Origin of the sequence: Bradyrhizobium retamae, from assembly GCF_001440415.1 — a bacterium.
Taxonomy (GTDB): domain Bacteria; phylum Pseudomonadota; class Alphaproteobacteria; order Rhizobiales; family Xanthobacteraceae; genus Bradyrhizobium; species Bradyrhizobium retamae.
Map to the genome: position 1 here is coordinate 386929 of NZ_LLYA01000001.1, position 14508 is coordinate 401436.

General features: G+C 63.6%; 12 protein-coding genes and 1 riboswitch. Of the genes, 9 read left to right on the top strand and 3 right to left on the bottom strand.

The features are described from left to right. The first annotated feature begins 39 nt into the window (after nt 1-39). Nucleotides 40-239: riboswitch (cobalamin riboswitch) on the top strand. A 113-nt stretch (nt 240-352) separates the two neighbouring features. From CQ13_RS01830 to CQ13_RS01840, 3 genes are all read left to right on the top strand, one after another. After that, the gene (locus CQ13_RS01830) at nt 353-2611 is read left to right on the top strand and encodes a TonB-dependent receptor (protein WP_057841287.1); all 2259 of its coding nucleotides are present in this window, start codon (nt 353-355) and stop codon (nt 2609-2611) included. A gap of 293 nt (nt 2612-2904) precedes the next feature. Beyond that, nucleotides 2905-3144: a hypothetical protein gene (locus tag CQ13_RS01835; RefSeq protein WP_057841288.1), complete on the top strand. Its 240-nt coding sequence runs from the start codon at nt 2905-2907 to the stop codon at nt 3142-3144. Between the two features lie 6 nt (nt 3145-3150). Continuing rightward, nucleotides 3151-3441, top strand: a complete 291-nt coding sequence (locus CQ13_RS01840) for a hypothetical protein (protein WP_057841289.1) — start codon at nt 3151-3153, stop codon at nt 3439-3441. A gap of 30 nt (nt 3442-3471) precedes the next feature. Here the strand turns inward: CQ13_RS01840 and CQ13_RS01845 are convergent, their stop codons facing one another. After that, the gene (locus CQ13_RS01845; protein WP_057841290.1) at nt 3472-3714 is read right to left on the bottom strand and encodes a hypothetical protein; all 243 of its coding nucleotides are present in this window, start codon (nt 3712-3714) and stop codon (nt 3472-3474) included. A gap of 177 nt (nt 3715-3891) precedes the next feature. Between CQ13_RS01845 and CQ13_RS44180 the strand changes: the two genes are divergently transcribed. Next, nucleotides 3892-4050: a hypothetical protein gene (locus tag CQ13_RS44180; RefSeq protein WP_197427215.1), complete on the top strand. Its 159-nt coding sequence runs from the start codon at nt 3892-3894 to the stop codon at nt 4048-4050. 119 nt (nt 4051-4169) lie between these two features. Here the strand turns inward: CQ13_RS44180 and CQ13_RS01850 are convergent, their stop codons facing one another. Next, nucleotides 4170-5444 carry an ATP-grasp domain-containing protein gene (locus tag CQ13_RS01850; protein ID WP_057841291.1) on the bottom strand — a complete coding sequence of 425 codons (1275 nt, stop codon included), beginning with the start codon at nt 5442-5444 and terminating at the stop codon, nt 4170-4172. A 174-nt stretch (nt 5445-5618) separates the two neighbouring features. Between CQ13_RS01850 and CQ13_RS01855 the strand changes: the two genes are divergently transcribed. Together CQ13_RS01855 and CQ13_RS01860 are read left to right on the top strand one after the other, a co-directional pair. Continuing rightward, nucleotides 5619-6833 (top strand): MFS transporter, encoded by a 1215-nt coding sequence (locus tag CQ13_RS01855; protein ID WP_057841292.1) that lies wholly within the window; start codon nt 5619-5621, stop codon nt 6831-6833. An 88-nt stretch (nt 6834-6921) separates the two neighbouring features. Further along, complete coding sequence (locus tag CQ13_RS01860; RefSeq protein WP_057841432.1) at nt 6922-8664, top strand: N-acyl-D-amino-acid deacylase family protein; 1743 nt, start codon at nt 6922-6924, stop codon at nt 8662-8664. Between the two features lie 75 nt (nt 8665-8739). Here the strand turns inward: CQ13_RS01860 and CQ13_RS01865 are convergent, their stop codons facing one another. Then, nucleotides 8740-10026: an MFS transporter gene (locus CQ13_RS01865; protein ID WP_057841433.1), complete on the bottom strand. Its 1287-nt coding sequence runs from the start codon at nt 10024-10026 to the stop codon at nt 8740-8742. A 255-nt stretch (nt 10027-10281) separates the two neighbouring features. Here CQ13_RS01865 and CQ13_RS01870 point away from each other — a divergent pair, with 255 nt between their 5' ends. From CQ13_RS01870 to CQ13_RS01880, 3 genes are read left to right on the top strand one after another with little or no spacing between them, the layout of a single operon-like run. Next, a complete protein-coding gene (locus tag CQ13_RS01870; RefSeq protein WP_197427216.1) occupies nt 10282-10968 on the top strand; it encodes an ABC transporter ATP-binding protein in 687 nt (228 codons plus the stop codon). Beyond that, complete coding sequence (locus CQ13_RS01875) at nt 10965-13427, top strand: ABC transporter permease (RefSeq protein ID WP_057841293.1); 2463 nt, start codon at nt 10965-10967, stop codon at nt 13425-13427. The genes CQ13_RS01870 and CQ13_RS01875 overlap by 4 nt, the downstream gene beginning before the upstream one ends. Beyond that, entirely contained in the window at nt 13417-14502 is a 1086-nt protein-coding gene (locus tag CQ13_RS01880; RefSeq protein ID WP_057841294.1) for a lipocalin-like domain-containing protein, read from the top strand. Before CQ13_RS01875 ends, CQ13_RS01880 begins: the two co-directional genes overlap by 11 nt. Nucleotides 14503-14508: the final 6 nt, after the last annotated feature.

Here is a 14508-nt window from a genome sequence, read left to right on the forward strand (position 1 = left end):
CGGACGCCCGGGGCGCATTGACTCGGACTTTGACGAACTTCTACCATAGTTCCCGACGGTTCCCGTTTCGGGGATCAAAAGGGAATGCGGTGCGGGGAAATCCCCCAATTCCGCGGCTGCCCCCGCAACTGTAAGCGGCGAATCCTTCGTCATGAGCCACTGGGCATCTCGGTCCTGGGAAGGCGACGATGGGGTAACGACCCGCGAGCCAGGAGACCTGCCGTCAGCCGTGGTCACACGCGAAGATGTCGGTCGGGGAGTACAGACATTAGCTTCACCTGAGCTGCTGAAAGCACACGGTGAGACTTGGTTCGCTGTGACGTGCCACTGACGTCATACCGAGGTCCAAGTCATGTCTTTCGACCACACAGCCACGCGGCGGCGCCGCCTTTGGCTCGCCTCTAGCTTCCTGATACCCATCGCATCGTTCGGTATTTCCGGCGCGCAGGCCCAACAGACACCATCCGAGCAATTGCCGCCGATTGAGGTAATCTCGCCCACCGACCCGAACCGGACCCGCGCCAAGCCGACCTATGATGAAGCATCGACCTCGCGCCGCATCGTGCCGGCGGCTGCACCGTCGACCGGCACGCGACCTGCGGCGGGGACCGGCTCGAACGTCGCATCGCAAAGCGCGGGCGCAGGCGGCCGGCAGTTCTCCGGCATTGTCGGCACCTCGGCGACCGTGATCACCGCGGAGGACATCGCGCATTCGCCGGCGCAAACCGTGCAGGAAATCATCGCGCAAACGCCGGGCGTGCAGTTGACCAACCTGTACGGCGGCGTCAACGGCGCCGGAACCACGGTCGACGTGCGCGGGTTCGGCGCGTTCGCCGCCAATAATACGCTTGTTCTCATCAACGGCCGTCGGCTCAACGACATCGACAAGGCCGGCGTCGATCTTTCGACCATCCCGCTCCAGTCGATCGAACGCATCGAGATCACGCGGGGCAACAGCGGGGCAGTGCTTTACGGCGACAACGCGGTCGGCGGCGTCATCAACATCGTCACCAAGAACGGCGTCGGCGGCCCACCGGTCTCGATCCGCGCCGAGGCCGGCGTCGGCTCCTTCAACCAGCGTATGGCCGCAGTTTCGGCGGCGACCAATTACGGGCCGTGGTCGACCTCGTTCCATGGCAACGGTATCAAGTCCGACGGCTACCGCGTCAACAACGCACTCGATCAGCGCAACGGCATCGGCAACATCAACTACACCACCCCTGACCTCACCGCGTTCCTGACTTTATCAGGCGACGATCAAAAGCTAGGCCTCCCCGGCGGCCGTTTCGTTCAGCCTTCCATCGGACTCGATGAACTGGCTACTGATCGCAGAGGCACCGGAACGCCCTTCGACTATGCCAACAAGCAGGGCGCCAACGCCACAGCCGGATTTACCAAATCGCTGTGGAATGGCGCTGAGCTTATCGTCGATGGCGGCGTAAGAGACAAAAAGCAACAGCTAGGATTCTTTGGCACGAACCCGGGCTCCAGCTTCGCATCTACTTACGTCGATGCGAGTTTGCTGACCTGGTCGATAACGCCGCGGCTCAGTGTCAAGAATACGATCTTCGGAATTCCATCGTCGATTCTGACCGGAATCGATTATTACGATGCCACCTTCCACCAAGATCGCAGCGCATTCAAAGGCCTCACGCCGTTTCACAAGTACGATCTGGCGCAGCAGACGCTGGCCGGCTACTGGCAGCAATCAATCGGCCTGTTGCCGACGACCGATTTTTCATATGGCGTTCGTGTCCAAAACACCAACCTGACCGCGCGCGACCGCTTCGATGCGACGGCTCCATTCGCGTTCGGCACCGAGGCACTCCCGCTTGACAGCAACGAGACTCAATATGCACTGCATGTCGGTCTCGAGCATCGCTTCAACAACGTCTTCAGTGTGTTCGGCCGTGCCGCACGCGCATTCCGCACGCCTGACGTCGACGAGCGGGTATCCTCCGGCCCCTCGTTCGATCCATTCACCTTCGCACCCATTCCGGGCAACTTCAAACTGAAGACCCAGACCTCACACGACATCGAAGGCGGCTTCCGCATCAAGTCCGGCGGCTTCCAGATGCAATCGAGCATCTACAACATGGACCTCGAGAACGAGATCCATTTCATCCCGGCGCTATTCTTCAACGTTAACCTCGATCCGACCCGCCGGTACGGCTCTGAAACCAGCGCCTCGCTGCGTGTCAGCGACACCGTGCTGCTGCGGGGTGGCGTCGCCTATACGCGCGCTGTCTTCCGCGAGGGTGCGTTCGCGGGCAACGACGTTCCGCTGGTGTCGCGCTACACGGCGAGCGGCGGCGTGACCTGGAACATCTGGCAGAACTATCTGGTGTTCGACGCCACGGTGCGCGCCTGGAGCGAACGCGTCATGGACAACGACCAGGCCAACACCCAGCGACGTATTCCGGCGGACGCTACCGTCGATTTGAAGCTAAGCGGCGCCTACGATCGCTTCTTCTGGTCGGTGGGCGTGAACAATCTGTTCAATGCGCTGTACTACGACTACGCGATCGCAAGCTCGTTTACGCCCGGCCGCTTCTCGGCTTACCCACTCCCGGGCCGCACCTTCATGGTGAAGGCCGGCGCGACGTTCTGACCGACATTAGAGCGTTTTCAAGCGAAGTGGACACCGGTTCGCGTCTAGAAAACGCGTCAAAACAAGAATCTAGAGCCCGGTTCTGATTCAATCAGGACCGAAAAGGCGCTAGCCGGTTCGGCTTACTGCCGGACCGGCTAGACCTGCCGTGTTCCCGCAACCTTCCAGATCAAGGCAGATTCTGTCAGAAACTGCGCCATTTTCGACCGAAAATAACATCCTCTGCGCGCCGATCCGTGGTAAATGGGCCACAGACCGCTCGACGATATCAGTCGTGATTTCAGAGGTATGACATGAATGATGAGCCGAAGAGCGCCGCCGAGCTGAAAGAAATGAGGCTTAACCGCAAGCGCGCCCAGGAAGTCGACGGCGTCAAGGCAATGGCCGAGATCGCGGCTGCCGATATTGCGATCCGCCAGCGAACCGAGAAGCTGCGCGCGCTGCGTCTGGCAAAGGAAGCGGCCGACCGTGCAAATCCGCCGGAATCGAAGGTCAAGGGCAAGACCAAAGCCAGGATTGCGAAGAGAGGCTGACCTGAAATGACGAAAGTGGATCGCGATCGCGCCCAGGCGCGCTTTGATAAAGCCGCCAAGGCCGTTCAGGACGCAAAGTCCGGCAAGGCCGAACGCGATGCAACGGCGAAAGCCGTGCTCGACAATATGGCGAAGCTGAAGGCGCTGCGGCTCGCGCGCGAAGCAGCCGAGCCGCAACGCGCGCCCGCCGCAAAGGCCGCAAAGAAGGCGCGCAGCAGCACAAAGCGGCCCGACGAAAAGCCGGTGGCCCTGTCCGAGTGGCTGGCGAGCCAGCAAAACGGCGGACGGCGAACCTGAGATCGGCAGATCGAACTCGAAGATCCGGCGTTACGCCGGCCCCGGCCAATCGATCATCGATCGTGTCTTGTTCTCGGCATCGTAAACCTGCACCTGAAGCATCTGGAAGCGGTTCTTCAACGCCATGCCCGCTTCCTCAGCCGCCTCCACGGTATCGTGATGCGACTTGAAGTGGCCATCCACGACCAGCGAATAACCGGCGGTCGGAGCCTTGTCGGCGCGGAGGATCTTGCGCTGTTGCGGTTCATCGAGCGCAATGCGGGGCTTCTTCATACTGGCTCCATGTGATGCCCTTCGAGCTGAAGCCGCAAAAAGGGCGGGAAGAATCGTTTGACCGGCGCTAGGATAGCTTCCGGGCGCGATTAGATTGAGGTCATGCCGTTACCCTGAGTCGGCATGCGGCGCAAACGCCGATTGATCCGGCGAGAAGCATCACTTTGGTGAAATCATATGGGCGGAACAGGCAGGAAGAACAGCGAGCCTCCGAAACAAGGCGATGCCAAACCGAAGAAGCCGCCGCCCCCGCCGGTTGAGGAGGAGGACCACGAGGACGGCGACATCGCTACGCCGAAGCGGGACCGTTATGGCCCCGACGATGAGCCGTTGTAGCCTCATAAAAGTTGGTAGCCCGTAGAGTGGGCAAAGCGAAGCGTGCCCACCATTCAAGGCGAGATCGCGGTGCAAATGGTGGGCACGGCGCGAAGGGGTGCCTTTGCCCACCCTACGGTTCACTTCGCGGACGATGACGAGCTGTGTTGGTAGAAGCCTTCGCTTTCAATCATCCGAATACTCGCTGCATCGAGCAGATGCGCGCCAAAACCGCCGAGCGCTAGTTTGATCGCCAGCTTCGGCGAAGCCAGCAGCACGGCTGCCGTGATCGCCAGCGGCACGGCGCTGATCCAGTCCGACTGCACCGGGGTGAGTTCTTCGCTGCTGCCGGCATAAGGCCCGCGCGCCGCAGCGAGATGCAAACATTCCGTGAGAATGTCTGGCCGCGTTCCGCCGCGCGCCGCACATCCGAGCAGCGCCTGCATCGCCAGGTGCGTGAGCACGCCCTCGCGGCTTGCAAGCAACGGAGCCGGCGTCTCGCCCAGCGAGATCAGAAGCGAAAGTCCGACGAGGTCGACGCCGGAGCGATAGGCATTCATCGGCTCGACCAGCCGCGGATTGCAATCGATCAGCAATGGCGCGGTATCGACGTCCGGCATGATGTAATCGACCGACAGCGCGCCGTGCCAATCGAGCGCCCGGCCGATCTGTTCGACATAAGCGCGAACGACCGGCCGGCTTACGCTCTGCTTGATCGCCTCGCCGCCGCCAACACCCGCCGCGATCTGCCGATAGGCATGAAAGCCGAGCATCCGGCCGCGGCAGAATACCGATTGCGCCTTTTCGGTGGTGCCTGCGACGAGGTCTTGCACCAGCACCTCACCGGCGAATGCATCGCCGCCGCCGAGATCGTGCAGCGCGCGCATCAGATCGTCCGCGCTGCGCACGAACCAGATGCCCCGGCTGGCGGTGCCAACTGAAGCCTTCACGACGGCCGGAAAGCGAACCGCCTCGTGCACCCCCTGCGCGGATTGCACGATGCGCGTCGGCGGTTGCGGCAATCCCAACCGATCGAGCAGCCGGCTGAAACCGGCCTTGCTATGCGCCTCGCGATAGCTCTCGAAGTTCGGCAGCGCGAGGCCGGCGCGACCTTCGATGCGCTGCGCGACCCGCGCAAACAAAAATCCCTGCTCATGCGTCGGCAGCAGCACGTCGAACTTCCCGCCGGCCAGTCGCTGCTCGACGAAGGTCAGGTAACCGGCGGGATCGTCCCGCAGTCCAGGGCAGCGGTGAAATTTGCGAACGAAGCGCGAGCACCGCGACAGGCACCAGGGCGAGGGATCGCAGACCTCGACGTGATGGCCCGAAAGACCAAGAATTGTAATGGCCTCCCGTGCCGAGGTCGAGGAACCTTCGGAGACCAGTACCCGGAGCGGTCTTGCGGGATCAGGCATGCCGGATCATTGCCCCGTAGACCCGCCTTTGTCTCCCGATTTAATAGGCGGCATTCGTCCGCCCTGCCCTGCGCCGGGGCAGCCATGCAGCGGCATTCATGGACAAATAACGGCCTGCCTATATTTTCAGCCCGCTCAGCCGGGCCACAAGTTACACAGGATTTTTGAGCTGACATGGTCGACATTCTGGCCGCACCGCAACAAGCCAAAGCGGACACTTCGCTGCGCACGCTCGCGGCGATTTCGGTCGCCCATTGGGTCAGCCATTTCCATCTGTTTGTGTTGCCAATGCTGTTTCCGTTCCTGAAGGAGCAGTTGGGCGTCGGCTACATTGAGCTCGGCTTCGCGCTCACCGTGTTCGGCGTCGTCTCCGGCCTGACGCAGGCCCCGATCGGCTATCTCGCCGACCACATTGGCGCGCGAAAAGTGCTGCTCATCGGCCTCTCCGTCGGCGGCCTCGCGCTGATCATGCTCGGCCTTCATCTGAGCTACGTTTCGCTGATCATCTCAGCCGCGCTGCTCGGCCTTGCCAACAGCGTTTATCACCCCTGCGACTATGCGATTCTGTCGACGCATATGGACGAAGCGCGGATGGGCCGGGCGTTCTCGGTCCATACCTTTGCGGGTTTCCTTGGCGGTGCGGTGGCGCCCGCGATCATGGCGGCACTGGTGACAGCCGTCGGCGGGCTCGGCGCGCTGATCGTCGCCGGTGCGGTCGGCCCTGCGGCAGCGCTGCTATTGATCGCGGTCAGGATTCCCGATGCCAGTTCGGCCGATCGCAAGGCCGATGACGCTGCAGCGCCGCAGCAGAGCATCGTGACGCCTGCGATCATCGTGCTGACGATCTTCTTCATGCTGCTCGGCCTGTCCAGTGCTGGCATCAGCAATTTCGGCGTGGTTGCGCTGATGAGCGGCTATGGTGTGACTTTCTCGGCCGCCAACGTCGCGCTGACCGCCTATCTCGGCGCCAGCGCAGCCGGCGTGCTCGCCGGCGGCTATCTCGCCGACCGCACCAAGCGGCATGGCAATGTCGCCGCTGCGTGCTTTGCCATCAACGCCGTCATCATAACAATCATTGCGACGATCAATTTGCCGTTGGTGGTGCTGACCGCCGCGATGGGGCTGGCCGGATTCCTCGGCGGCGTCATCGCCCCCTCGCGCGACATGCTGGTGCGCAACGCGGCTCCTGCGGGCGCCGCGGGCCGCGCCTTCGGTATCGTCTCCACCGGCTTCAATTTCAGCGGCATACTCTCCCCCTTATTGTTCGGCTGGATCATGGACCAGAACCTGCCGCATTGGGTGTTCGGCGCTTCCGTCGCCTTCATGGTGCTGACGGTCCTGCTGGCGCTGGTGACCGACCGCAAGCCGGCGGCGCCGAAGCCGCTGTAATGCATTCCTGAGCGTCATCCCCGTTGGTTGACAGGCTCGGATGACGTCAGATGATGCGTCAACAAGAACCAGCACCGGGATGGAAGCCATGACCTCGACCCCCGACCTCGTGATCCGCGGCGGCACCGTTGCCGATGGCAAGGGTGGCGACTTGTTCGAAGCCGACATAGCGATTGCAGGCAGCCGCATCACCGAAGTCGGCAAGGTCGCGGCAAAGGGCAAGGAAGAAATCGACGCCAGGGGCAGACTGGTCACGCCGGGCTTCGTCGACGTCCACACCCATTATGACGGCCAGGTCACCTGGAGCCAGGATATCACGCCCTCCTCGCAGAACGGCGTCACGACGGCGATCATGGGAAATTGCGGCGTCGGTTTCGCGCCGTGCCGTCCGGCCGACCATGTCCGACTAATTCAATTGATGGAAGGCGTCGAGGACATCCCCGAGCCCGTGCTGAGCGCCGGCATCCCATGGGCCTGGGAGAGCTTTCCGGATTACATGGAGTGGCTGTCGAAAAGAAGTTTTGACATGGACATCGGCGCGCAACTGCCGCATGCGGCCTTGCGCGTCTATGTGATGGGCGAGCGCGGCGCGCGCCGCGATCCCTCGACATCAGACGACAACAAGGCGATGGCGGCATTGGCTGCCGATGCCGTGCGGGCCGGCGCACTCGGCTTCTCGACCTCGCGCACGCTCAACCACCGCACCTCGACCGGCGATTTTACGCCGACGCTGAAGGCCGGCGAGGACGAACTGACCGCGATCGCGGCGGCGATGCATGCGCAGGGCCGCAGCGTCCTGCAATTCGTGCTCGATCTCTCCACCATCGACGAAGACCTGCCGATGATGCTGCGGGTCGCCGAGAACACCAAAATCCCGGTGTCGTTCTCGATCACCCAGAACGACAGGGCGCCGGAGCGCTGGCGCCAGACGCTCGACACCATCAGAGAGGCCTCGGTGCGGGGCCTTTCTATCACGGCGCAGATCGCCGCTCGCCCGGTCGGACTGATGCTCGGACTCGAATTGTCGCGCAATCCGTTCCAGACTCACCCGAGTTATCAGGCGATCGCGCATCTGCCGCTCGCCGAGCGGCTCGCCCGCCTGCGCCAGCCCGAACTGCGCAAGGCGATCCTGAGCGAGCACGCCACCGCGACCGACGATCCGCTGTTCTTCCGGCCGAACTACGACAAAATGTACCTGCTTGGAAATCCGCCGGACTACGAACAGCCGCCGGAGAATACGCTGGGTGCGCAGGCCCGCCGCCAGGGCAAGCAACCGGAAGAACTCGCCTACGATGCGATGCTGACGGATGACGGCCGCGGCATGCTCTACGTGCCGTTCCTCAACTATGCCGACGGCAACCTCGATGCTGTCAGCGAGATGCTGCGCGATCCCAATGCCGTGCCGGGGCTCTCCGACGGCGGCGCGCATTGCGGCATCATCTGCGACGCCAGTTTTCCGACCTATCTCTTGACGCACTGGACACGCGACCGCACCCGCGGCGAAAAGCTGTCGATCCCGTTCGTAGTCGCCGCGCAATCGCGCAAAACCGCGCTCTCGGTCGGTCTCTACGACCGCGGCGTGATCGCGCCCGGCTTCAAGGCCGACGTCAACGTGATCGATTACGACCGTCTGCATCTGCATCCGCCAAAAGTGCACTACGACCTGCCGGTCGGCGGCCGCCGCCTGATGCAGCAGATCGACGGCTATGACGCCACCATCGTCTCCGGCGTGGTGACGCAGCGCGCCGGCACAGCCACCGGCGCCCGCCCGGGCAAACTGGTGCGTGGTACGCAGGGAAGCAAGCCACAGTTCGACGCGGCGGCGAGTTAAGGCGGCGGCGCCCACACTCGGTGTCGTCCCTGCGTTCGCAATGCGTTCGCAGGGACGCATAGATATGTTATTGCCTCACGCGAATTTCGGCTGCGCGACCGCCTGGGCCATCAACCGCTTGCGTTCGGTGTTCGGCCACAACAGCAGCAGTCCGAGCAACCCTGACGCTGCCATGATCACGGCGTTGATGGTGAAGCCGGTCATGTAGCCGTCGAGCGGCACCGCCGCATTCTGAATCACGGCGCCCATCACGAACGGCGCGATCATTCCCGCCAGCGTGTAGATCGCGCCATAGATTGCGATCACGGCACCGCGCTGCTGCACCGGGGTGAATTCGCCGAGCATCGGCGGACAGACCACATAGATCGAGCCGCAGAGCCCGGAGCCGAAGACGAGGAATGCGATCTGCCATCCAGCGCCGTTGACATAGGGCAGCACCGCGAGGATCAGCCCGCCGACGATCAGCGGCACAGAACCGAGCACACCCCGAGCGCCGCGCGTCGTGTAACCGCGCGTCAGCATCACCTGCGAAACCCAGCCCGTCAGCAGCACGACCGCCGCACCGAACACCCAGGGCAGAACCGAAATCCAGCCTGCATCTTGTTGCGAAAAGCCCAGCCCCTTGACGATGAATGGCGTGAACCAGGTGAGGCCGAGCGACAGCGCCCAATAGGCGCCGAAGGTCGCGGCGACGCAGCCGATAAAGGTTCGCGAAGTCAGAAGCTGGAGATAGGGAACGCGCGGATCGGTTGCGGCCGTTGTAACGGTCTGAACCAGCGGCCCTTCCTTTCCCATGACCAGCCACGCCGCTGCCCACATCAGCCCGACGATGCCGAGCGCGCCGAACGCGTAGTGCCAGCTATGATTGACGATGATCCAGTTCAGTGCGGGCACCGCGAGGATCACCCCGAACGCCGAGCCCTGCGAAAGGATCGCGGTGGGTAGCGTCCGCTTCTCGTCGGGAAACCACTTGTAGACCGCGTGCGCCGCTACCGCGAACGCAGGCCCCTCCCCTGCACCAAGGATGATGCGGCAGATCACGAGTGTCGTGAAACCGACGGTGCCGACCATCGGGAACTGCGCCACCGACCAGATCACCGCCATTGCGAGCAGCACCCAGCGGGTGTCGATGCGGTTGACGATGAAGCCGACGACGATGGCCGAGATGGAAAAAAGGAAAAAGAACGAGGAGCCGAGAAAACCGAACTGTTCCGGCGAGAGCTTCAGTTCATCCATGATCGGGGCGCCGGCGAGCCCGACGACGATCTTATCGGCAAAGTTCACCAGCATGAACAGAAACAGCAGGAAAGTGATTGTCCAGGCGCCCTTGAGCGTCCCCTTGGGCGTCGCTTGCGCGGTCATGGCTGCTTTCCCCATCTTTGCTGGCTCTGTCGGATCGGCCGGTTCCGATGCTACAAGGCGCCTTGCGGGCAAGGCAACCGCGATTTTCGCAAGAGGCCGCCGTGCAACTGCCGGCTGTTGCGACAGGCGCACGCCACAACCGCATCACGATCGCGTCGCGGCGCGATTGAGGCCGTGATCGGGGACGCGTGCCCTGATATGTTGCATGCTATCACGTCAGGGGATTTTCATGGTCAGATCGGTCCATCATCGCGCATGACCACATACAATCCCAGTGCGACCGGCTCCGTGCTGCACGTGGCTGGCCTGACCAAGAGCTATCGCACCGCCGGCGAAGAGGTCGCGGTGCTGCGCGGCGTGAACCTGACGGTCGCTGCCGGTGAGAGCGTCGCACTCACCGGCGAATCCGGCAGCGGCAAGAGCACGCTCTTGCACCTGATCGCCGGGCTCGATGCGGCCGACGGCGGCGAGATCAGGCTGGCGGATGCCTCAGTCGCCGACCTCAGCGATGCCGATCGGGCGGAATTGCGCCGCGACCGGCTCGGCCTGGTGTTTCAGCAATTCAACCTGGTCCCGAGCCTCACCGTGGAAGACAATCTCGTTTTCCAGTCGCGAATCGCCGGCCGTCACGATGCGGCCTGGCACCACGAACTGGTAGAGCGGCTCGGGCTCGGCCGCTTCCTGAAGCGCTATCCCGAGCAATTGTCCGGCGGTCAGCAACAGCGCGTCGCAATCGGCCGGGCATTGGCAGTCAGGCCGCTATTGCTGCTCGCAGACGAGCCGACCGGCAATCTCGACGAGGACACGGCGGACGAAGTGCTGGCGCTGGCGCGCGACCTGGTGACGCGCACTGGTTGCGGCTTTCTGATGGTGACGCACAGCGCGCGGCTCGCAGCAACGCTCGACCGCCAGGTCAACCTCCACGCCGGGGTGATCGCGTGAAACGCGCACTGTGGACGCTGGCCGTGCTGCTGAGCCACTGGCGGCGGCACCCGATGCAGTTGGCGACCCTGCTGATCGGGTTGATCTCGGCGACCGCGCTGTGGAGCGGCGTGCAGGCGCTCAATCAGCAGGCGCGCACATCCTATGATCGCGCCGCCGCTACGTTTGGCGGCACGCGCACCGCCATGCTGGTCGCCCGCAATGGCGTAACTTTCCCGCAAGAACTTTTTGTCGAGCTGCGCCGCGCCGGCTGGCCGGTCTCACCGGTGCTGGAAGGCCGCATCCAGATCGAGGGACGGTCGTTGCGGCTGCTCGGCATCGAACCCGTTACGCTGCCCACCGAAGTCGGCAACGCGCCGACGATCGGCAAAGCCAGCTTGCGATCCTTTATGACGCCGCCGGGCGAGATTTTGGTGGCGCCGGAAACGCTTTCCGATCTCAAGCTCGCGGAGGGCGCGCGTCCACAGGGCGATGGCGGCGCACCGCTGCCGCCGCTTCGCGTGCAGCCCAACCTGGTGCCCGGCGTGCTGGTCGTCGACATCGGCATTGCGCAGAACCTCCTGAAGATGCCGGACCAGCTTTCGCGGCTCCTGATCGGCAAGGCGACAGCGAGGCACGCGCCGCTCGAAAGCGTTGCCGGCGACAAGCTTCGGCTGATCGAAGCCGATGCGGAGACCGACCTCGAACGCCTCACCGACAGTTTTCACCTGAACCTGACCGCGTTCGGGTTGCTGTCGTTCTTTGTCGGCCTGTTCATCGTCAATTCGGCGATCGGGCTCGCCTTCGAGCAGCGGCTGCCGACCTTACGCACCTTGCGCGCCTGCGGCGTCTCGGCGCGGATGCTGAACGCCGTGCTGGTGCTTGAGCTGGTGTCGCTGGCACTGGCCGCGGGGCTGATCGGACTCGTGTGCGGTTACTTCATCGCCGGCGCGCTGCTGCCTGACGTCGCCGCATCGCTGCGCGGGCTCTATGGCGCGCAGATTCCGGGACATCTCACGCTCAAGCCGCAATGGTGGATCGCGGGCATCGCCATCAGCATTTTGGGCGCGCTTGCAGCGGCCGCTGCCAGCCTCACCAAGGCGCTGCGGCTGCCGTTGCTCGCCACCGCCCAGCCCTTCGCCTGGCAACAGGCGCAGCGGCGCTGGCTGATTTACCAGAGCGCGCTGGCGCTCGTAGCGTTCGCAGCGGCCGGCGGCTTTTTATGGTTTGGCGACTCCCTGCTTTCTGGCTTTGCCGTGCTCGCTGCAATAATGCTCGGCGCGGCGCTGATCCTGCCGATGTTTCTGGAAATCGTGCTGTCGCTTGGCCAGCGCTATGCAAGAGCTCCGCTCGGAGTCTGGTTCTGGGCCGACAGCCGCCAGCAATTGTCGGGATTGTCGCTCGCCCTGATGGCGCTGTTGCTCGCATTGGCGGTGAACGTCGGCGTCTCCACCATGGTCGAGAGTTTTTCCCGCACGTTTCTGGTCTGGCTGGACGGGCGGCTGGCGGCAGAAATTTATGTCAACGCCGCCAATGACGCGCAGGCACACGAGATCAAGGCGTGGCTGCGCGAACGCCCCGAGGTCGAGGCGATCCTGCCCGGCGGCCGCGCCGATACGCAATTGGCGGGCGCGCCGCTCGAGGTGCTGGGCCTGCCCGATCACGCCACCTATCGCGACAACTGGCCGCTATTGCAATCGACTGAGGATGCCTGGGTCAAGCTTCGCCCTGGCGATGCGGCCCTCGTCAGCGAACAACTGGCGCGACGGCTGCAGCTCTCCCTTGGCGACCGCATCGAAGTGCCCGCGTCAGGCGGAAACTGGGCGCTCAACGTGGTCGGCATCTATGCCGATTACGGCAACCCCAAGGGCCAGATCGCCGTGAACTTCGCCGCGCTGACGCGGCGCTTTCCGGAAATCCCGCTGACGCGCATGGGACTGCGGGTTGCCCCGCCAAAGATCCCGGCGTTGATCTCGGCCCTGCAGGAAAAGTTCGGCCTCGACAATCGCAATGTCGCCGACCAGGCGACAATGAAGGCGGAATCGACGCGGATCTTCAACCGCACTTTCTCGGTCACGGCGGCGCTGAACGCCTTTACGCTCGGCGTCGCCGGCGTGGCGCTGTTGACGAGCCTCTTGACGCTCGCCAATTCCCGCCTGCCGCACCTGGCACCGCTATGGGCAATCGGCGTCACGCGGCGGCGGCTCGCGGCCATCGAGCTGTTGAAGACGACCTCGGTGGCGTTCATCACCACCATCTTTGCGCTTCCGCTGGGTTTGCTGGTCGCGTGGTGCCTGCTCGCGATCGTCAACGTCAAGGCGTTCGGTTGGCGGTTGCCGTTTCATGTCTTTCCGTTGCAATTGCTTTGGCTCACCGGCGTCGCGATGGCGGCGGCGGTTGCGGCTTCCGCGCTCCCCGTCATCAGGCTGGCGCGCATGCAGCCCGCCAGCCTGATCAGGATCTTTGCCAATGAACGGTAGCGGCCTCATTACCCGCCGCGGTTTCATTGGCGGCACACTCCTCGCCGGATTTGGCAGCGAGGCACTCGCGCAGGGCTTTGCCGGGCTTGGCGAAAGCGCGGATGGATTTGCACCGGTCGTGCCCGGCAGGACATTTGCTTTTCCCGCCGACCACGGACCGCACCCGGAATTCCGCATCGAGTGGTGGTATGTGACGGCCAATCTCACTGACGTACGCGGAGCAGCCCACGGCGCGCAATGGACGCTGTTTCGCCAGGCGATCGCGCCAGGCGGGCCGCGAGAGGGCTGGGCCAACCAGCAGATATGGATGGGCCATGCCGCCGTCACGCGCGAAGATACCCACCGCTTCAGCCAGACGTTCGCGCGCGGCGGTGTCGGCCAGGCTGGCGTCGAGGCCAGCCCGTTTCACGCCTGGATCGATGCCTGGGAGATGCGCGCCCTCGATTCCGTGAATGACGACAATATTGCACCGCTGGAACTGAAAGCATCGGGCGCCGACTTCAGCTATACGCTGCGCCTGGACGCGGATCGGCCGCTGGTGCTGCAGGGCGAAGGGGGCTACAGCCGCAAATCGCTGCGCGAACAGGCCTCCTATTACTACAGCCAGCCGCACTATGCGGCGACGGGCATCCTCACCATCGACGACAAGCCCATCGACGTCACCGGCTTGGCCTGGCTCGATCGCGAGTGGAGCAGCCAGCCGCTCGCCGCGGATCAAAGCGGATGGGACTGGCTCTCGCTGCATTTCAACGCCGGCGACAAATTGATGCTCTACCGGATGCGCCAGACCGACGGCCAGCATTATGGCTCGGGCAAATGGATCGCGCCCAACGGCACGGCCGAGCAACTCGCCTCCGCGGATGTCGCCATGACGCCGCTCGCGTTCACCGAGATCGAGGGACGAGAAATTCCGACCACATGGCGCATCGAGGTTCCGAGCAAGGCGCTCAAGATCGAGTGCACGCCGCTCAATCCCCGGAGCTGGATGGGCACGAGTTTCCCCTATTGGGAAGGCCCGATTCGCTTCGCAGGCAGCCACACGGGTGTGGGCTATCTGGAAATGACGGGTTATTAAGCGCGC